Here is an 18,437-nt window from a genome sequence, read left to right as displayed (position 1 = left end):
CACTTAGGTAAGCAGCCCGAAGGTGTAAACATGGACTTATTTGTTATTTTAAAGGAGGAGATATTATGACTGGTACGACATTGATTAGTGCTGACAATACGTGGGCACTCATGGCCATTACTTGTGGTTGGGTTGCGTTTTCTATCTACGCAGAACAGACATGGGCTTGGGCATCCAAACTCTCCGGTGCAATTATTGCATTGATTGGAGCTTTGCTATTAACAAACTTGAAAATTATCCCAACGAATGCCCCTTGGTTTGATGACATTATCTGGGGTTATGTAGTACCACTGGCGATCCCCCTGTTGCTGCTGCAGTGCGATATTCGCAAAATTTGGAAAGAATCCGGGAAACTCTTAATTATCTTCTTAATTGGTTCTGTAGGTACTACTTGTTCTGCGGTTTTGGCGTTCAATTTATTGGAAAACAGTGTTCCAGATGCTGCAGGCGTGGCAGCCATGATGACAGGCTCTTACATCGGCGGTGGTGTTAACTTTGCAGCTTTGTCAGGTGCGTTTGCCGTTGAGAAAGAAGTTATGGCGGCAACAACTGTAGCAGATAACCTTTTGATGGCTTGTTACTTCTTTGTATTAATTGCAATTCCTAGTATTAACTTCTTTCGCAACGCATACAAGCATCCTCACATGGATGAAATTGAGCGTGTTGGCATTGATGATGCTGCAAAAACCCAGGCAGCAGCTTATTGGGAAAGAAAACCTATTTCACTAAGAGATATAGCTATAGACTTCGCAACTAGTGCCATTATTGTCTGGGTTTCCACAGAAATTGCAAAGGTTTTTGGTATGGTTATTCCCACGGGTAACAAACCTTTGGAAATGCTGAATGGCCTGCTTAGCAATAAGTACCTAATCATGACAACGGTGGCCATGCTTGTAGCAACTTTTGGTTCAAAGCATGTAGAGAAAATGGCAGGTTCTCAGGAGATTGGTACATATTTAATTTATCTATTCCTCTTCGTTATCGGTGTTCCTGCCTCCATTGGCCAAATTCTTCAGAATGCACCAATGCTGTTCGTATTCTGCTTAATCATGGTTGTAGTAAATATGCTATTCTGCTTCATTTTTGGTAAATTGTTCAAATTCGATCTAGAAGAAATCGTCCTTGCATCTAATGCAAACATTGGCGGCCCTACAACAGCGGCGGCTATGGCCATTTCCAAAGGTTGGGTGAAATTAGTTGGCCCTGTTATGTTGGTTGGTACACTGGGTTATGTGATTGGTACATACTTTGGTACTTTTATTGGACAAATGTTAGGGGCATAAATACAAGAGAATTTTTTAGACACGAAAAGAGGAGTTTTATGATTTTTGACGGACATTCCGACATCTTTACTGATGTCACCATCAAACGCCTGCTTGGGGAAACGCAGGTAATAAAGAATCACCACCTGACTAGATTGCGTAGAGGCGGCATTGAGGGAGGCTGTTTCGTCATCTGGATAGATCCGCCCCATGACAAAGAGCCATGGAAAAGGCTTGAGCAGATTTTAAAAGCAACAAAGGATGAGATGGCTGAGTGTGAAGAAGCAGTTCTTGTACATAATATGGCGGAGATTCAGGCAGCACAAAAAGCAGAGAAATTTTACATCTTGCTAGGGATGGAAGGTCTTTCGGGAATTGGGGAAGATATCGACCAGATTTATATGCTTTATGACTTTGGTGTTCGACATGCCATGTTGACATGGAACGAGGAAAATGCACTGGCAACGGGAGTTCAAGGTAATCCTGCCAGAGGCGTTACCCAGCTTGGTAAAAAGGCGATTCGATTAATTCAAGATAAAAAAATGATTATGGACGTTTCTCACCTAAATGAGCGTTCTTTCTGGGATGTGATGGATGTAACGGCAGGTCCTATTTTAGCATCACACTCCAATGCAAAGGCCCTGGTGCCTGCGGCGAGAAACCTGACGGATGAACAATTATTTGCCATTCGAGATACCAAAGGGGTAATTGGATTAAACTCTTTTAACCTTTTTGTATGTCATGAACTAGCTGGCCAAAATGTGGATAACTTGGTGAAGCATGCGTCCTACATTGCCGATAAAATTGGTGTGGAGCATCTTGGTTTTGGCTTTGATTTCTTTGAATTTTTATCTACAGATTCTATGAAGAGTTATAGCCATCAAGATACATCCTTCACCGTTGGCCTTGAGGATTGCTCCAAGGTTCCTAAGTTGCTTGTCAAAATGAAAGCAGCAGGATTTACAGATAAAGAGTTGGAAATGGTTTCTAGCGGTAACTGGTTTAACCTGATTCGGAAAGTTCTTGGGTAAGCGAAGACATTTGAAAAAGGACAAAAATATCAAGATTTTACTTTTTAGAACCGAAAAATCCCCAAAAAAGGGCGGACTTAATTGTTCGCCTTTTTTTCATGTGGCAAGTTTCAAAGAAGTATTTTTAGACTTTTATACCAATTCAAGGAATAAAAAAACACTCTGCAGTTTTGCAGAGTGTGCATTGGCTAAAAAAACGGAGGGGTCATTGCCCAAACCGAAATACAATCTTCCTCGGAGTTATTAATATACTTATGGGGGAGCATACTATTAAAGTAAATGCTGTCACCTTCATAAAGCACATAATCGTTACCGTTTAAATGAACCGTTAGGATACCTTTTAAAACATAGCCACATTCTTCACCTTCGTGGCACAGGGTTTCCTTTTCGTAACTACACCCACTTTTCAAACGAACTTCTGTCATATCTAATAAATGCCCCGGGCGGGTGGAGGATAGGAGTTTATAAAAGCTATTGTTCCGATGGGTTACAATGGTTTTATGGTCTCCCCTACGAATGAGGATACTATCTTCTTGCTGTTTTTCTTCGAAAAAATAATTTAAATTAGTATCTAAGGCAGTGGCTAAGCGCCAAAGGCTGACCACAGAGGGAACAACCAAATCACGTTCAATTTGGCTAATTAAGCCCGTACTCACATCGGAGAGTTTAGAAAGCTCGGCAATACTCAATTTTTTCTTGTTTCGCAGTTCTCGAAGTCGTGAACCGATTTGAAGTTCCATATACTTTCCTCCTATTTCTACGTGAGTTAGAATCAGTAGTTTTTTTAAAGTAATGTATCCATTTATGGGAATAATACAAATAGTATTTTGTTCCCTGTCTGGATTAGGAGTGCAATACTACAGTAAGAACACATTATAGCATTACTTTTTTTGTTTGTATACTATATTTTACCATTAATGTTTTCTTTGAACAATATTTTTTGAAAATTTGATGGGCTTAAAACAAGATGAAATGGGCCTTTTTTCCTGAGTTGAGATTGCAAAACAGTAGTTTGTATGCTATGATATTAACGATTATCGAGGTATTAAAAACGAGTTTGGAGGACTTTATGTTGACAAGTAAACAGAGATCATTTTTGCGTTCCATGGCAAATGGAATGGATGCAATTTTTCAGGTTGGTAAAAACGGTGTAACACCTGAACTTCGAGACACTGTGCATAACGCTTTAGAAGCGAGAGAGCTGATTAAGCTTAGCGTGTTAGATAATAATATGTTGGGACCGGCGGAAGCAGCAGAAATGCTTGCTAGTAGAACAGGGGCAGAAATTGTTCAGGTTATAGGCAATAAGTTCGTTTTGTTCCGTCAGTCCAAAACAAAACCTGTAATAGAGTTGCCCAAGGCAAATAAATAAACTCGGGGGAGAAGATGTCCATGACTAACGTGTTTGACTATCTGCTTTGGCGGGGGGATCTAACGTTAGAACAATCCCCGCTTCAAGATGTGGATTCGCTGATTTTATCGTGTTTATCCTATCATTTTTTTACCGAGGTATTGAATCAGTATGACGCTACACCCGTGACAATCGAAGAATTGGCTCAAAGGGTAAAGGCTTTGCCTCAGGAAAAGCTTCATATGCGAGACCCTCAAGATATTGTACTATTACAGCTTATGGGGAAAAGTGAACGGTATAAAAACATGGAAGTTTGCTTTTACGTTGATCATGTTGACATTGAAAAAGAAGCCCAATTTTCTGCGATCACCATTCTTTTAGGGGATGGTACCTTTTTTATTTCATATCGAGGGACAGACTTAACCCTAATTGGATGGAAAGAAGATTTTAATATGAGCTTTTTGGATTTTGTTCCTGCTCAAATTGCGGCTGCTGCATATCTTTTGTATGTGGCGGAGAATTTAACTGGAAAAATACGCTTAGGTGGTCACTCAAAGGGTGGAAATCTGGCTGTTTTTGCTGCAGCCGTTTGTCCAGTTAATGTGCAGGAACGCATTGTTTGTATTTATAACCATGATGGTCCTGGTTTCCAAGAAGGAATGCTGCGATTTCAAGGCTATAAGGATATTGGTCCTAAAATATATTCTTTTGTACCCCAGTCCTCTATTATTGGTATGCTTATGAGCCGCCAAGGTGGATATACCGTGGTTAAGAGCGCAGAGAAGGGATTGCTACAACATGATCCCTATTCTTGGGAGGTATATGGTAAGGATTTTGTTCGTTTAGAATCTGTTTCTATAGAAAGTAAATTTTGGGATAGAACCTTAAAAAATTGGCTGAAAGCCTTAACTCCGGAAAAAAGAGAAAAATTTGTAGATGCTTTGTTTGAACTACTTTCTATGACCCATGCAGATGAACTTGGTGAAGTTGTTTTATCGCCTTTCAATGCCTTTCGAACCTTACAGACATTAAAGGATGAAGATGAGGAAACGAAGAAAGCGATTTTTGATGGTTTACGTTTATTGTGGATATCAGTAAGAAAAACAGCGGGAGACTATGGTTTGGCGTTACAAAGGTTGGCTGAGTTAAAACTACTAGACAAAAAAAGATAAGAGGCGTTTCTATGCGAGATGAGATAGAAGGATTTAAAAATTGCAAGAGCATTGCAATTATGGGTGGAACCTTTGACCCCATCCATAACGGACATTTGGTGACAGCAGAGGCTGTTCGCCATCGTTTTAATGTGGACAAGGTGGTATTTATTCCCACAGGCAGGCCTGCCCATAAGTCCCAGAAGCAGGTAACCCATAATGAACACCGATATTTGATGACTGTTTTGGCCACCATGCGTAACGAGAACTTCGAAGTTTCTAGAATTGAAATTGATCGTCCAGGTGTCACATACACAATCGATACCATTGAAGAGTTAAAAAGTATGTGTCAACCCGATGTAAGGTTATATTTTATAACTGGCGCCGATGCCATTCATCAAATTATGAGCTGGAAAGAGCCAGAAAGGTTGGTATCCCTTTGCGATTTTGTAGCTGTAACTAGACCGGGGTATGATAGAGCCAGTTTATTTGGAGATATACGAGAAATTAGAGAAAAATTTGCCAGCCGAATTCATTTTATGGAAGTACCTGCTTTAGCCATATCTTCTTCAGATATCAGAGATCGTGCTAAGAAAGGGGCGCCAATTAAATATTTACTGCCCCAAACAGTGGAGGATTATATCCATAAATTCTGTTTATACCATGATACAGAAAAGGATGAGGTGAAGTTTATGTTAGATTTGGAGGTAATGCAGGAAAAATTACAATCTGCATTGTCTATTAAAAGATATATTCACACCATGGGTGTGGCGGATGAGGCGGAACGCTTAGCGGAAATATATGGAACACAGGGTGATAAGCAAAAAGCAAGGGTTGCTGGTTTATTGCATGACTGTGCAAAGGATTTCCCCATTGAAGTAAGAGATCGTTTTTGTAAGGAGTATAAGGTTCCTATGGATGTGAATATGAAAAAAACTACCGATTTGATTCATCCGTTTTTAGGGGCAGAGGTGGCAAGGCGAGATTATCTGGTTGGGGATGAGGAGATTTTAGACGCCATTCGTTTTCACACAACAGGAAGAGCCAATATGTCTTTGTTGGAAAAAATAATTTATATTGCCGACTATATTGAACCAAATAGGGAAAAATTTGAGGGGATTGAAGAAGCCAGAAGATTGGCATACTTAGATTTAGACATGGCAATGAAGTACATTTTAGAAGAAACCATTGAATATGTAAAATCAAAGGGACGTGAATTGCACCCTTTTTCCCTAGAAGCATTAGAATATTATAAGGATTGTTAAGGAGGAAATATATGAACGCATTAGAAGCGGCTAAGATTGCCCAGGCGGCATTGGAGGATAAGTTAGGGCAAGATATCCGTGTTTTGGATTTACAGGGGTTATCCAATATTGCGGACTGCTTTGTGATTGCAAGTGGTAACAATGTGAACCACTTAAGAACTATGGCGGATGAGGTTGAACAAAAGTTGTTTCAACAGGGTATTAAAATGCATCATTCCGAAGGTTATAGCGTAGCTACTTGGATTTTATTGGATTTTGGTAACCTTTTAGTACACCTGTTTAATAAAGAGCAAAGAGAATTTTATGGGTTAGATCATGTTTGGAGCGACGCCAAGGACGTATAAGAACGAAAAAAAGATAAAAGAAATGCCTACAGCACCCCAATTGTTAGACGTAGAATACGGCTAATGATTGGGGTATTTTTATTGGGAGGGGAATTTTTGAAAAAGGATTCGATGTTTGTTGCCCAGCTATTTTCTCGAGAACAAAAGGCGAAAAATTCTCCATTACTGGTGTCTGGATGCATCAAAACGACGTGTATGTACCATAAAGGTTTGCGTGACAAAGCTGGTTATTTGATTTTACTTGATGTTTTTCGAACAAAATTAGGGAGCGTGGCAAAAAGGTTTGTAATTAAAAAGACTGGCAGATTAAAGAAAATATAAGAAATTTATTTTTGAATGCTAACGTTCTACTTAGTAGAATCTTCATTCAAAATAAAGAATAATTTTTTACAATACTGAAAATATATTGCAAAAAGTATTTTTTCGTTTTAGAATTAGCTATGTCTTTATAATAATTTAATGTGATGGTTTGATTTGTTTTGTTTTCCATATCAAGGGCGAATTGATAGTTGAGGAGTGAAAGTTAGTTGAAGACGATACGAAATCGAAAAGAGCTTTTTTCTGAGATTTTAAAATCATTTTATCAGGGGAAATATGTAAAAGGCGAAAAATTTATGACGCAAATGGAAGCAAAAGAGTACTATCAAGTTGCAAGGCCGACAGTGGAAAAGGTGTATAAAATGCTTCAGGATGAAGGATTCCTGATTTCTAAGCGACATTTGGGTTCTATTGTTACGTTTGATTTAAACAATGAGGAACATATGAGTAAAGTACCCCTTTATAAAAACAACCCTGAAGTTCAGGATTTTTATACATATCATTTTCCAATATTGGCGTTGTCAAGGGGGATACATGAAGGTTTACGCTGCTCTAATCAGCAGCAACTGGAGGAGATAAAAAAGGAAACTCTAATGTTGTTGCAATCCCTGGAAATGGAGAAAAAAATCAACTCTCTTGTTTTTAGTTGGTGCATAAAAGTCATTTCCAATATTGAGAACCCATTTTTAAAGAATATTTTAGAGCACTATTTGAACCGTGTTATTTACTTTAATAATAAAAAAAATATGACTCAAGAGGAGAAAGTAAATTTCAAGAGGAATCTGCGAAAATATTTTAGTAATTTATTCGAATCGCCAATAACAAGGGATTATGATGAATTTTTTGTAGAGTTTAAGGCATTTTACGATGTTGTATTTCATACGCCCGAAGCCTTGCTTTTTTCCAAAATTGATATGAATAGTCAAATATTTTATGAAGATTCTCAATACAGCAAACTAATTCATGCACTATTGGTTTCTATTCATTCAAAGGGAATGAAAAAGGGCGATGTACTACCTACCATTGCTGAGATATGTAAACTTTATAATGTAAGTGAGAAAACGGCAAGAAATGCCTATGACGTTTTGGCTAAGGTGGGGCTGATTATTAGAAGGCAGAGGACAGGCACAATATTGGTTGCTCAATTGAATGATGAAAAAATCAGAGAGTGGACGGCAAGGGATTTTAAGGCTCAGAAAGTGGGTCTGTACTACACCCTTGAAACATTAAAGATACTGGGGAAGGATTTCCTGTCCTTTGAAACAAAGAAGCTCCCTAAGTATGTAATCGAAGACATGAAAGCGGAACTGTATAATCAGCATCATGATGCGATTCATACCAATGCTCCATATTTTGTTACCGATATTTTACTAACGCCCATAATTATGTATCTACCTACAGGGGTTCTGCAAAAATATTACTTCTATGTACATAAATCATCGGCAGAGTTTGTAAATATTTGTGGATTGGAGCTATGGTTCCGAATAGAAAAAAATGAGGAAGTGTATGCTCTTATTATAAAGGCCATTGAGGCTTTGGATGAGGGGGATGCGGAGGGTTTTGCTGATTACGGATTCCAGGCATTACAGTTGAATACGAATATTATCATGCAAACTTGCGAAGAAGGCTTACGAATTGGAGCGAAGAAGTAGTACCACTTTTTGAAAGGGGAATGCCCCTTTCTTTTGTGTATTTAACGCCCCCATGGATGAAGTGAACCCCTTTTGTGAGACAAAGAATCAGCAAAAGGGGTCTTGTGTTATGACATTAAAACTCTACAATTAAAAGACTTCAAACAAGTCATCATTGCGCTACTACTTAAATTAATGCTAAAATTAATATGTTGCTTCCTAAAATACTAAAGATAATAAACTGAAATAAGTAATAAATATTGTTGTTTATGTACTCACGAGGTTTGGATTAGCAGTTCACCTCGGGCAATAATTTTAACATCCCCCGTTACTTTGATTTCCCCTGTGGAATCAGCTACTACTTTTAACTTGCTAGGTCTTCCAACAAAACCACCTTGGTTTATCACGACTTCTTCTGTTGCAGAAAAAAATCTTTTTTTATACAAATATGCTCCAGTGGGGCCAGCGGCGCTCCCTGTTGCCACATCTTCTACGGAACCGAGATTATCCCAAGTACGCCCTTCCATCTTATTTACATCAAAGATGTAAACAAACTTCGCATTGACGGAACTTAGTTGTGCCTCTAAATCCTGAACACGGATTTTCACCTGTTCCAAACCAGACACCAAAGGGACGATTAAATAAGGTAATCCTGTTGAAACGACTTCCATTGGTAGTGAAGGATGGAGATGGTCGGCTGTTAAGTTTAAGGCTTGTAAAAAGCTGTTTTTCTGTTCCCCCTCTACGGTGCCTAAAAACCTAGGGACTCCTTGGTTCATTGTTGCCTGATAATAATGATCCATTTTTACGGACTGTGCTTGGAGGGTTTTATTGTTTAGCTGAAACGCTACTGTGATGCTGCTTTTTTCTGGATATAGCTTTTCATGAATGGTTGCCGTTGCACCCAAAATAGGATGCCCTGCAAAGTCTAATTCTTCGTCTACAGTAAATATTCTGGCACGAAAGTGCGTTTCGCCAGTTTGCTTTAAGAAGATCGTCTCAAATTGCTTAAACTCTTGTGCTATTTTTTGCATAAATTGCGTATCTAAATCTCCGTGGTGGAAAAGAACAGTTAATCCATTTCCCGATAGGCTTTTAGAGCTAAAAACATCTACATGATAGTAATTCATTCTTTTTCTCCTTTGGTTTGTATATGCAAATTAAGTTTTTCTAAAAAGCTGTTTCTTTTGAAAGCGGCCGCAGGAAGTGGAAGGCAGTTGTTAATCCCACAAATCCCAAAACCACTTTGAGAACAAAAGGAAATGTTCTTCGTGGCATTTATCATTACAAACTAACCCTCCTAATTCTTTTCCTCAATCAGTTTTATTGTATGTTCAGTAGACAAATTAAATTGCTATCCCATATCCAAGAATAGGGTGAATCTACAATCTCTATTTTTGTAGTTATTACAAGAAAATAAGGCTACTTTTCAGCGATGACACACAAGGTTTTATTGGAGTTTTCAAATTCAGCACCAGCCACATTTCCATAATATCTTATATTCTTAAAGCCCGCCTCAAGCAAATCTTTTTCCAATTCCTCAGCTGTAAAGGTGTGTTCCCAGATATTATAACATGTTGTAGCATATTCTGTCGCTACCATATATTGATTGAGTAGCGTATTGTTGTCATCATAGCGGTACAGTGAATGTAGTAGCAGATAGGGTTCTGGGCTCCAAAAACCACTATCTTCATAACTCCATGTTTTAAACTCCTCCGCGTTACCATATTCCAAGGGGGTAAACACATCAAAAAGAAAGCAACCATTTGGAGATAGCAGGTCATGTACTTTTAACAGTAACTCTTTGCGTTCATGATGGGATAATACACCGAAATCACAATAAATCATAGTAACTAAATCATATTTTCCTGGAATAGGAGATTTCATATAGTCACTCATCAGATATTGAATATCCAAGCCTCTTTCGTGGGCAGTTTTCATTGCGTATTGAATTGAGTTCTGTGACAAGTCCAAACCAGTTACTTCATAACCCTTACGGTGAAACAGTTCAGCATAGATTCCTGGACCGCAACCCAGATCTAACAATCTTTTATGCTGATTAGGAGGCAGAATAGTGGAAATCCATTCCACAGACTTCCGCACAAAATCCAGCTTACGTGTTGCAGACTCTAATTCAGGGTTTAAATGTGCTTCCAACATACTTTTTGAAATATAAGGGTCGTTCCAAAACTTTACCTCACTTTTTTGATAAAGCTGTGGTTTCTGAGCAAATTGCTTAATGGTAGATAGCATAAATATTCATCCTCTCTTTTTTGCAAATAAAAAAGCCATGGAAATTTTCCACAGCTCAAGTAATTGCATTACTGTTGTGTGTGGAAAAAACAATCATATTTGTGCATAAAAACAACACCTGCTGAAGTTGTACAGGAAAGCTAAATTATGCAATTCATGATTATTTCGTTTTCCACGTTTCAATTATACTGCTTATTTGCAATACAAAGTGCGCCGGACTGAAGCAACTCCTTTCGCTAAAACAACGGTGTTCATTTAAAATTATACAGTAAAAAAATAGTAGTTACAAGATATACAAACTCCATTTTGAAGACTTATAAGCAAAACAAACACCATCATAAATTAGACTGAAATTATTCAGCCAAATTTTTTCCAAGGGAACTCAATGATTCCATGAAATCAGTCGTTCCTTGGTCATTACTTGTTATTATCTTTACTTTGGTTTCTCAACATACCACATTTGTCTTCAGGCAGATATTCAAATCCGTGCTTTTTGTATAGTAAATCAGCGGGATGGTTCGCAATTAGACAAATATAACTATCATCATGTGTATTCACTTCGAAATAATGGTCAATCTCTTGCATAATCTGCTCAGCCAACCCCCTACGTTGATAATCATTATCTATCATGATATCACTCACAACGTAAGTGATTCCGCCATCCCCTACAACTCTTCCAAAACCTATCAGTTTTTCTTCATCGTACAAAGAAATCGTCATCAGAGAATTAGACAAAGCAATTTGGCTTCTTTGAATATCTTTGCTACCCATTCCAGAGCGTAGCCGAAGACTTACATATTCTTTGGCTGTGGGAGGTTTATAGTAAGTTTTTATATTCATTTATCTTCTCATAAACCAGTGCTTTTACAGAAAATAAGCGCTGGATTTATCCTTTCTATCACTTTTTTTTGAAGGAGTCAGTCCCTCCGAAAGCCTTGGGAGTCTTTCTTTAGTAGAGGTTTTTACTTTCGTTTTATGTCTATGAATGCCCCAGTTAAAGCAATGGCTAAACCTAGGACAAAACACCAAATCAGTATAGGGGGAATGGTCTTATTCATTAGAACAAGTAAAACCATGTTGATAAGAGCGATAGTCTCAATCAGAATTCCAACCTTGGCTCCTTTATTAACTTTCATTGTTTTGCTGCCTCCCTTCTTATAAAGTTCTTCAATTTTTGTATCCTTTTGTAATTTTTGATTTACCCATAGTACTGTAAATGCCCTAAAACAGGGGTGATTTTTACCTAATTTGTGTTCATTTTCAAACCATTTCGCTATCATGAGTATTGTTTCAACTGTCTTAGAGGAAGATTTTAATCTTATTCTTTTAACTATATATTGTATAAATATTAGTTTCTAACTATTTTTCATACATTAAATTGGAAGCTTTTCGATTCCTGTTATTCCCATTATTAATTGAATCGTTAAAAAAATGAACAGCCAGATAGAGGTAAAGGTTACTCTCAGTAAACCTTTGTCCACTTTAATTTCTTTGATGAAGTGCTTGAATTCCTTTCTTTTCAGTAATATAATTGCCATTGTACCTACAAAGAAAGCACCTTGAATCATATAAAGTATAGTGAACTGGGTGGATTCATTTAAACTTGAAATCAGAAAGGAGAGCAAATCTCCAAAAATAAAATTATTGAAAATATGTAGCAGGATTGCCCATTTTATAGAATATTTCATGGCCACATATCCCAAAATTAAGCCAACCGCAGTGGCAAAGATGCTTTGAATTAGGTTACCATGGAATGCTCCAAAAATCACTGAGGACATCAGGATAGCATAAAAGGAGCCATGCTTTTGAAATCCTCTCATAATGAAACCTCGGAAAATAACTTCTTCTGCAATTGGACCAAAATACTATATCCAAAGTGGTTGAGACAAGTCTCAATTCCTGCACCTGACAAGCTAAAAATAGCCTGAACAGACATAAAAATTGTGATCAACCCCAAAAATGAGAACCCAGTCATTTTCTCTTGTGAAGGAAAAATTAAGTTTTGATAATTATACTTTCTAAAATAAAACAGTAAAAAGAGCAATCCAAGGAAAACGGCAATAAGACTTGGTGTTCCACTATTCATGGCCTCAACATAAACAGAATCAATAAGGGCTTCGTTATCACTGGAAATTGGGATACATCGTCGTATCATATCTGCAATAACAATAAATAGCATGATAAATTCGTATACTAGGATGCCTCTGGCCAACTTGTTTGTATTTTTTCTAACCTCTTTTTTATTCCATTGTTTCTCAATTGTTCCTACCTGATTATTCAACATTTTAATCTCCTTTGCTATGCTTTTGTATTCATCATAGCTCCGGATACGCCCAGATTGTCATTTTTGTTGTCAAATGCTCCAATTATGTTGCGGGGTGCACAAATAAAATGATTTCTAGTACAAAAAAGCTGTGTCCCCCTTGGTTTTCTAAGTAATAGTCCATATGTCCTTTGTATTTTTCCACTGCCATTCTTATATTCCCCAGCCCAAAACCGTGGTTCATATAATCCCTCTTTGTTGTGGAAAAAGTAAAATTTGAGTCTCCTGATTCCACTGGATTGCGGAACATAAAAAATTGCATTGTATTCTGCCGTTTACACTGTATCTGTATTTCCTTTTCTGGTACAGAACTATTTTTTAACGCCTCTAGGGCATTGTCAAGTGCATTGGAAAATATGGTGCAAAGGTCAATTGCGTCAACTGTCAGACTTCCCAGCTTGCCTTCAAATGAAATAGATATCTGCTCTTTTTTTGCATTGGCTATTTTTTCATTTACGATTGCATCCACGATGTCATTTCCTGTATGTAATTCTTTGTCGATCTGCTGAACTTGTGTATTTAAATCCAGAATGTATTTATTTGTTTCTTCATATTTTCCTTCTGAAATCAGATTGTATAGGCAAGCAATATGGTTTTTCATATCATGATGTACTCTTCGGGTTTCCCTTTGTGTCTCTTGATAAGTCTTAAAATGCTCCAATTGCGCTTTTAAATAATGCTCATTGAGAATAGCTGCCTGTTGAAAATAGCTTTTGCCATTTCCTTGAATCACCATAGCGATGATTGAAGTCATTAAAAAAGCTACAATTAAAATACCGAAGCCTACAAAACACTTGGCGTAGAGGGATGCCACTTGAAACTCATCTACATTTAAAACTAAGAGGGAAAACATAAAAAGAAAAGAACCAGTTGTATTCACTAAATTTCTTTCCCATTTTGAAAGGGTTCTATTATGAATAACCTCATCAAAACGCCTTCTCCAATTCTTTCCCTTCCATAAAAAAAGTATAAAGGCGATCCAGAATATAATATCAAGCATTCCCAGCCATGGGGTATCCATTTCAATAATATTACTCATAGATTCTGAAAATAAATATAGAAAAGAAGTGGGGATGACTACCAAAGGTAGTAATATACCGGTAACTGGAAAGACTAAAAACAAACCCCTGAGTTTATTTTTTTTCCGGGAAAGAAAAATCAGTATACTATAAAACAAAAAAGGCAAGAGCACCTGCACGAACTCGTTTTTTGTAAAAAAATAAAACCAAAGTTGGCATAACAAAAATATTCCAAGGAAAAAAAACCATGAACGTGAATTTTTAAAAAATTTCTCAAAATATATGTATTTACCAATGAATATTAATAGAATTAATATTTCCATACTGCCGATTATCATATATAATTTTTCAAACATATCCCTAAAGCCTCATCCTAATACCCGTAAATAGTTCATCATTGCTGTCTTAAATTCATTCCTTTTTCCTCGGCTAAGGGGTATCTCATTTCCGTTTTTCATGAGAATTTTCTTTCTATCAAAGGATTTGACAAAGCCAAGGTTTATTAAAAAGCTTCTATGGGGCTGGTAAAATCTTTGCTTTGGCATGTCTTTTTCCAAATCACTTAGTTTTTTTCGGATTAAAAACCGACTATCCTCCAAATGTATATGAATGTAAACATTTTCACTTTGCACATATTGGATTTCTGTCCAGTTTATCCAAAGGGTTCGTTCTCCGTCCTGCAATTCAATCTTGGTATCCAACAGCCTTAAGTGATCAAAATCCCGTAGTGTTTTTATGAGTTTTTCATCCTGCAGGGGCTTATCAAGAAAGCGAAAAGCGTCAACCTCATAGCCTTCCATGGCCAGCTCTGTATGACTTGTTAGAAAAACAATGGGGACAGAGCCATTGATTTCTCGAATTTGTTTGGAAGTCTCTATTCCATTTAGCCCTGGCATTTCAATGTCCATAAAAATCATTTGAAACTCCATGGGATATTTCTGAAACCTATTCATAAAATCCGACCCAGATGAAAATGCTTCTATTTCAACATCTAGAACACCATAATACGATTCCAGTTTCTTCCGTAAAACTTTTTGAAAATGAACCTCATCATCACAAATTCCTACCTTCATCTTATCACCTAAATAGTTTTAATCTCAATTTTAAACGCTTACTTATTACGTTTAATTATACATGTCCCATCAAAAATTTACCATAGTTATATGAAAAGAGAGTGGCTCGTCATTTTTAATTTAAGGATATGTTTGCCTAATGACAGAGTTTCAAGTTGTGTTAACCCAACCGTTTAAAGATATTGTTCCATTAACTGTTCTAAGCCCACCGCTGAAGTTAGTTTTTCAAGATTATTAAATATTCTTTCTTCGTCCCAGTTCCACCATTGAAGGCTTAACAAAAATTCAATCTTTTCATCATCAAATCGTTTCTTGATGAGTTTAGCTGGATTTCCACCATATACTGCATAAGGTTCAACATTTTTTACTACAGTTGAATTAGCAGCAATAATGGCACCATCACCAACTTTAACACCGGGCATAATCGTTACATTTTGCCCGATCCAAATATCGTTACCGATCACTGTGTCTCCTTTAAAAGGCAATTGATCTACGGTTGGTGTAACTTTTTCCCATCCACCTCTAAAGATATTAAACGGGTAGGTTGTGACGCCATCCATGCTGTGATTTGCTCCATTCATGATAAACTTAATTCCTTCTGCTATTGCACAGAATTTACCTATGATTAATTTATCTCCCAAAAATTCATAATGGTGCTCAATATTATTATAGAAGTTCTCTGGAGAGTTTTTATTGTCGCTATAATAAGTATACTCCCCAATCTCAACATTTGGCCTTTTAGGTAAATTACTTATATAGCAAACCGTCTTTATGGTTTCATTTGGATAAAGTCTGTTCTTATTTGGTCCTGTCATAGATATTCACTCCTTTTAGTTTTCTTCAATTTATTTGTATACAATCGTTCTTCCCCGTGTATACAATAGTTTCATATAATCGTTTATCTAATTTTACGTATCATCCGTTCTTTTTTCGGAAATAAAAAACCTTTCCAAACTAAAAAGTTTTGGAAAGGTTATAAAGCATCAATAAATGAGTTTTTAAGTATACAACAACCATAAAATTGAATGGTAATGAATACCAAAAACTAGTTAAATTGGCACGATTATAATCCGATCCGAAAGTTATTGTATTCAAAGCAGCACCAATTTACATATCCCAATATAGATATGTCTATTTTACGATACTACCTTGACTTAAAACTGGATAAGATTATATGCTCATTTTAACGAATCACCTCATGTTTTTATATATTTAAAGTATAGTACATTTAAGATTAAAATTCAATGTTGTATCGGTAAAATATATTCAACTTATTGATTACCCCGCAGCCCATATTTCTATTTCTATTTTAATTTCTTCCAAGCCTAAAGCATCTACATAAGCAATTGTCATAGAGGGAGGGGTTTTTCCGAAAAAATCACCGTATATCTTATCGAAATATTCCCAATCAATTTCTTCTACGGACCATATATTTACCTTTATCACATTGTCTGGCTCCAAATCCACACTCTTAAGCAGATTTGATATATTTGTAAATGTAATTTCTACTTGTTGATTAAACGCATCAGGAATATTTCCATCTAAATCTGCACCAATTTGTCCTGAAAATGTATAGAACGTTGCATTAGGTTTTATTTTTGTTATGTGCGTATAATTACCTACTGCTTTGCTTATTCCTTCTGATGACAACCTCGTAACTACATTATGATTCATTTGATAACATCCTTTCTCTACTGGATAAATTAATTTCTAACACTATATACGATCAGCAATATACAGTTATCCACTGCTAGAAATTTATCTATCAAAGACAGAGATGGAATGCTTATTATTATCTATATTACGACTAACGAAAACCAGTCTCATTCCGCCACCTCCTTTCAAGCAATTATATGATTGACGAAAGATTTTGTCAAACACTTAATTACTGTAACTAATGCAACCTTTTCAACTTCACTTCCTTCAAAAGTGTCATATATCAGCGATCACTTATCCGTAAACTTCCAAGTCTACCGCTAACAGAAACTATTTCAGCTTCTTTATTTGTCCTGAATTTCCAAACACTATAACAGTCTTTACAATAACTTTCATGCAGCATAATACACTAATTATGATAAAGCTAAGAGTCACATCGGGCTGCATGTTGAAAGCCTCCCTTAAACTAACTCCTCTATTCAGAGAAATAGAGGCGACCTTTGGTAGAACAAATAATAATATGATAGGTATTAAGCAATCCATCAATGATACGACAATCCTAAATTTATTCCCAGATTTAGCAATCTGCTTCTGTTTGATTAAGCATAAAAGGGATAATACTTGGCACGCTATGATAGTCAGGACAGCAATCCCTGCACTCTCCAAATATTTAATAAGCACTGGCATAGTTTGGGGTTTGCTATTTCCCAGCACGTTGTTAGCGACAGCATTTTTAAGTGAGTTGCTAACTACTGTTGAATATAAGTAACTATTTTGATTTATGATTAATACGATTCTATATCCCTTTTCCGGTATGATTATCACATCCGAATGATATGTATTAAGGTCCCCGCTATTATGTATCACTGCATATCCATTTTTACTTCTTGTGACCTGCCACCCCATTGCGTAATCTGATCCTATATCAGAAGCAGGGCACTGTAATTGTCTGAATCCCTCTTTCGTAAGAATAGTTTTACTAAAATTTGATTGTGTATCACTATGTGCAAGAAGAAACTTTATCATATCATTTGCTGTTGAAACAATATAACCCTCCGCAAGCCCGTATGCTTTAAAAGGTTCCTTCCTTTTAACAGGAAATCCAAAAATGCTACTGTGTCCTTTGTCCAACTTTTCTTCTATTTCTTCTCTACTTAATAGAGTATTATTCATTGACAATGGCTCTGTAATATTCTTTTTAATATACTCACTGTAACTACTACCCGATACCTTTTCAATAATTAATCCAAGCACAATATAGTTGGAATTAAAATAGTTAAAGGTCTCTCCTGGTTTTGCTATCGGCTCTGCCTTCGCCAAATCCTTAACAGCAGCTTCTAAAGTTAAATTATCCGGTAAATCTGGAAAGTAAGTAGTTTCAGATAATCCGCTTGTTTGATTTAAAAGATGCCTTACAGTTATGTTCTTCGTTATAGTATCATCTTTCACTTTGAACCATGGCAGGTAATAAATTACAGGTGAATCCAAGTTGATTTTACCTTTCTCCACCAATTGCATCACAGCAAGAGCGGTAAAGCTTTTACTTACTGATCCAATATACATGGGGGTATCTGCTGTCACTTCTGTACCTTCTGAAGTTTTTCCAAATCCTTTTGAATAAATAATTTTACTGTCTTTTGCTACTGCTACTTCTACTCCAGGTATCCTGTAAGTAGTCATATATTTTTCAACGATTTCATCAATGCTTTTTTCTCCACCTAAATTTGGTTATGCCCTCATATTAATAAAATTTATCATTA

At 36.5% G+C, this 18,437-nt stretch carries 20 protein-coding genes; 8 read left to right on the top strand and 12 right to left on the bottom strand.

Annotated features, from left to right (window positions below):
• The first annotated feature begins 65 nt into the window (after positions 1-65).
• Together RBQ60_RS11970 and RBQ60_RS11965 are read left to right on the top strand one after the other, a co-directional pair.
• The gene (locus tag RBQ60_RS11970; RefSeq protein WP_307883926.1) at positions 66-1,283 is read left to right on the top strand and encodes a DUF819 family protein; all 1,218 of its coding nucleotides are present in this window, start codon (positions 66-68) and stop codon (positions 1,281-1,283) included.
• A gap of 38 nt (positions 1,284-1,321) precedes the next feature.
• Positions 1,322-2,293, top strand: coding sequence for a dipeptidase (locus RBQ60_RS11965; protein WP_307883925.1), 972 nt, complete (start codon positions 1,322-1,324; stop codon positions 2,291-2,293).
• Positions 2,294-2,481: 188 nt separating this feature from the next.
• Here RBQ60_RS11965 and RBQ60_RS11960 read toward each other — a convergent pair whose 3' ends face one another.
• The gene (locus RBQ60_RS11960) at positions 2,482-3,033 is read right to left on the bottom strand and encodes a cupin domain-containing protein (RefSeq protein ID WP_307883924.1); all 552 of its coding nucleotides are present in this window, start codon (positions 3,031-3,033) and stop codon (positions 2,482-2,484) included.
• 329 nt (positions 3,034-3,362) lie between these two features.
• Between RBQ60_RS11960 and yhbY the strand changes: the two genes are divergently transcribed.
• The 6 genes from yhbY (at position 3,363) to RBQ60_RS11930 (ending at position 8,374) form a co-directional block, all read left to right on the top strand.
• Positions 3,363-3,665, top strand: a complete 303-nt coding sequence (yhbY, locus tag RBQ60_RS11955) for a ribosome assembly RNA-binding protein YhbY (protein ID WP_307883923.1) — start codon at positions 3,363-3,365, stop codon at positions 3,663-3,665.
• Between the two features lie 20 nt (positions 3,666-3,685).
• Positions 3,686-4,816, top strand: a complete 1,131-nt coding sequence (locus tag RBQ60_RS11950; RefSeq protein WP_307883922.1) for an Mbeg1-like protein — start codon at positions 3,686-3,688, stop codon at positions 4,814-4,816.
• 11 nt (positions 4,817-4,827) lie between these two features.
• Complete coding sequence (nadD, locus tag RBQ60_RS11945; RefSeq protein ID WP_307883921.1) at positions 4,828-6,060, top strand: nicotinate-nucleotide adenylyltransferase; 1,233 nt, start codon at positions 4,828-4,830, stop codon at positions 6,058-6,060.
• An 11-nt stretch (positions 6,061-6,071) separates the two neighbouring features.
• Positions 6,072-6,404: a ribosome silencing factor gene (rsfS, locus tag RBQ60_RS11940; RefSeq protein WP_307883920.1), complete on the top strand. Its 333-nt coding sequence runs from the start codon at positions 6,072-6,074 to the stop codon at positions 6,402-6,404.
• Between the two features lie 96 nt (positions 6,405-6,500).
• Positions 6,501-6,725, top strand: coding sequence for a hypothetical protein (locus RBQ60_RS11935; protein ID WP_307883919.1), 225 nt, complete (start codon positions 6,501-6,503; stop codon positions 6,723-6,725).
• 206 nt (positions 6,726-6,931) lie between these two features.
• Complete coding sequence (locus tag RBQ60_RS11930; protein WP_307883918.1) at positions 6,932-8,374, top strand: GntR family transcriptional regulator; 1,443 nt, start codon at positions 6,932-6,934, stop codon at positions 8,372-8,374.
• A gap of 254 nt (positions 8,375-8,628) precedes the next feature.
• On the opposite strand, the gene RBQ60_RS11925 is transcribed toward RBQ60_RS11930, so the two are convergent.
• The 11 genes from RBQ60_RS11925 to RBQ60_RS11875 all read right to left on the bottom strand — a co-directional run bounded on the left by RBQ60_RS11925 (position 8,629) and on the right by RBQ60_RS11875 (position 18,357).
• Positions 8,629-9,483, bottom strand: a complete 855-nt coding sequence (locus RBQ60_RS11925; protein WP_307883917.1) for a PhzF family phenazine biosynthesis protein — start codon at positions 9,481-9,483, stop codon at positions 8,629-8,631.
• Positions 9,484-9,775: 292 nt separating this feature from the next.
• A complete protein-coding gene (locus RBQ60_RS11920) occupies positions 9,776-10,606 on the bottom strand; it encodes a class I SAM-dependent methyltransferase (protein WP_307883916.1) in 831 nt (276 codons plus the stop codon).
• Between the two features lie 417 nt (positions 10,607-11,023).
• Positions 11,024-11,446, bottom strand: coding sequence for a GNAT family N-acetyltransferase (locus RBQ60_RS11915; protein ID WP_307883915.1), 423 nt, complete (start codon positions 11,444-11,446; stop codon positions 11,024-11,026).
• Between the two features lie 122 nt (positions 11,447-11,568).
• A complete protein-coding gene (locus RBQ60_RS11910) occupies positions 11,569-11,886 on the bottom strand; it encodes a hypothetical protein (RefSeq protein WP_307883914.1) in 318 nt (105 codons plus the stop codon).
• A gap of 93 nt (positions 11,887-11,979) precedes the next feature.
• Positions 11,980-12,426, bottom strand: a complete 447-nt coding sequence (locus RBQ60_RS11905) for a CPBP family intramembrane glutamic endopeptidase (RefSeq protein WP_307883913.1) — start codon at positions 12,424-12,426, stop codon at positions 11,980-11,982.
• Complete coding sequence (locus RBQ60_RS11900) at positions 12,423-12,890, bottom strand: hypothetical protein (RefSeq protein WP_307883912.1); 468 nt, start codon at positions 12,888-12,890, stop codon at positions 12,423-12,425. Before RBQ60_RS11900 ends, RBQ60_RS11905 begins: the two co-directional genes overlap by 4 nt.
• 82 nt (positions 12,891-12,972) lie before the next feature.
• On the bottom strand, positions 12,973-13,809 hold the full coding sequence (locus tag RBQ60_RS11895) for a sensor histidine kinase (protein ID WP_307883911.1): 837 nt from the start codon (positions 13,807-13,809) through the stop codon (positions 12,973-12,975).
• A 507-nt stretch (positions 13,810-14,316) separates the two neighbouring features.
• Positions 14,317-15,021, bottom strand: coding sequence for a LytR/AlgR family response regulator transcription factor (locus tag RBQ60_RS11890; protein ID WP_307883910.1), 705 nt, complete (start codon positions 15,019-15,021; stop codon positions 14,317-14,319).
• 173 nt (positions 15,022-15,194) lie between these two features.
• The gene (locus RBQ60_RS11885; RefSeq protein WP_307883909.1) at positions 15,195-15,836 is read right to left on the bottom strand and encodes a Vat family streptogramin A O-acetyltransferase; all 642 of its coding nucleotides are present in this window, start codon (positions 15,834-15,836) and stop codon (positions 15,195-15,197) included.
• Positions 15,837-16,299: 463 nt separating this feature from the next.
• Positions 16,300-16,695: a RidA family protein gene (locus RBQ60_RS11880; RefSeq protein WP_307883908.1), complete on the bottom strand. Its 396-nt coding sequence runs from the start codon at positions 16,693-16,695 to the stop codon at positions 16,300-16,302.
• Positions 16,696-17,007: 312 nt separating this feature from the next.
• Positions 17,008-18,357 carry a serine hydrolase domain-containing protein gene (locus RBQ60_RS11875; protein WP_307883907.1) on the bottom strand — a complete coding sequence of 450 codons (1,350 nt, stop codon included), beginning with the start codon at positions 18,355-18,357 and terminating at the stop codon, positions 17,008-17,010.
• Between the last annotated feature and the right edge of the window lie 80 nt (positions 18,358-18,437).

It is taken from the genome of Anaerotignum sp. MB30-C6, assembly GCF_030908465.1.
GTDB lineage: Bacteria > Bacillota > Clostridia > Lachnospirales > Anaerotignaceae > Chakrabartyella.
Note: the sequence above shows the minus strand (reverse complement) of the source record. Positions and strands in the feature narration are given on the sequence as shown.

Excerpts from the sequence above, each read along its gene's own strand:
- RBQ60_RS11915 (WP_307883915.1), bottom strand. The coding sequence starts at position 11,446 with ATGAATATAAAAACTTACTATAAACCTCCCACAGCCAAAGAATATGTA.
- RBQ60_RS11925 (WP_307883917.1), bottom strand. The coding sequence starts at position 9,483 with ATGAATTACTATCATGTAGATGTTTTTAGCTCTAAAAGCCTATCGGGA.
- RBQ60_RS11970 (WP_307883926.1), top strand. The coding sequence starts at position 66 with ATGACTGGTACGACATTGATTAGTGCTGACAATACGTGGGCACTCATG.
- RBQ60_RS11875 (WP_307883907.1), bottom strand. The coding sequence starts at position 18,357 with ATGACTACTTACAGGATACCTGGAGTAGAAGTAGCAGTAGCAAAAGAC.
- RBQ60_RS11880 (WP_307883908.1), bottom strand. The coding sequence starts at position 16,695 with ATGAATCATAATGTAGTTACGAGGTTGTCATCAGAAGGAATAAGCAAA.
- RBQ60_RS11920 (WP_307883916.1), bottom strand. The coding sequence starts at position 10,606 with ATGCTATCTACCATTAAGCAATTTGCTCAGAAACCACAGCTTTATCAA.
- RBQ60_RS11950 (WP_307883922.1), top strand. The coding sequence starts at position 3,686 with ATGACTAACGTGTTTGACTATCTGCTTTGGCGGGGGGATCTAACGTTA.
- RBQ60_RS11900 (WP_307883912.1), bottom strand. The coding sequence starts at position 12,890 with ATGTTGAATAATCAGGTAGGAACAATTGAGAAACAATGGAATAAAAAA.
- nadD (WP_307883921.1), top strand. The coding sequence starts at position 4,828 with ATGCGAGATGAGATAGAAGGATTTAAAAATTGCAAGAGCATTGCAATT.
- RBQ60_RS11905 (WP_307883913.1), bottom strand. The coding sequence starts at position 12,426 with ATGAGAGGATTTCAAAAGCATGGCTCCTTTTATGCTATCCTGATGTCC.
- RBQ60_RS11910 (WP_307883914.1), bottom strand. The coding sequence starts at position 11,886 with ATGATAGCGAAATGGTTTGAAAATGAACACAAATTAGGTAAAAATCAC.
- yhbY (WP_307883923.1), top strand. The coding sequence starts at position 3,363 with ATGTTGACAAGTAAACAGAGATCATTTTTGCGTTCCATGGCAAATGGA.
- RBQ60_RS11890 (WP_307883910.1), bottom strand. The coding sequence starts at position 15,021 with ATGAAGGTAGGAATTTGTGATGATGAGGTTCATTTTCAAAAAGTTTTA.
- RBQ60_RS11885 (WP_307883909.1), bottom strand. The coding sequence starts at position 15,836 with ATGACAGGACCAAATAAGAACAGACTTTATCCAAATGAAACCATAAAG.
- rsfS (WP_307883920.1), top strand. The coding sequence starts at position 6,072 with ATGAACGCATTAGAAGCGGCTAAGATTGCCCAGGCGGCATTGGAGGAT.
- RBQ60_RS11965 (WP_307883925.1), top strand. The coding sequence starts at position 1,322 with ATGATTTTTGACGGACATTCCGACATCTTTACTGATGTCACCATCAAA.
- RBQ60_RS11960 (WP_307883924.1), bottom strand. The coding sequence starts at position 3,033 with ATGGAACTTCAAATCGGTTCACGACTTCGAGAACTGCGAAACAAGAAA.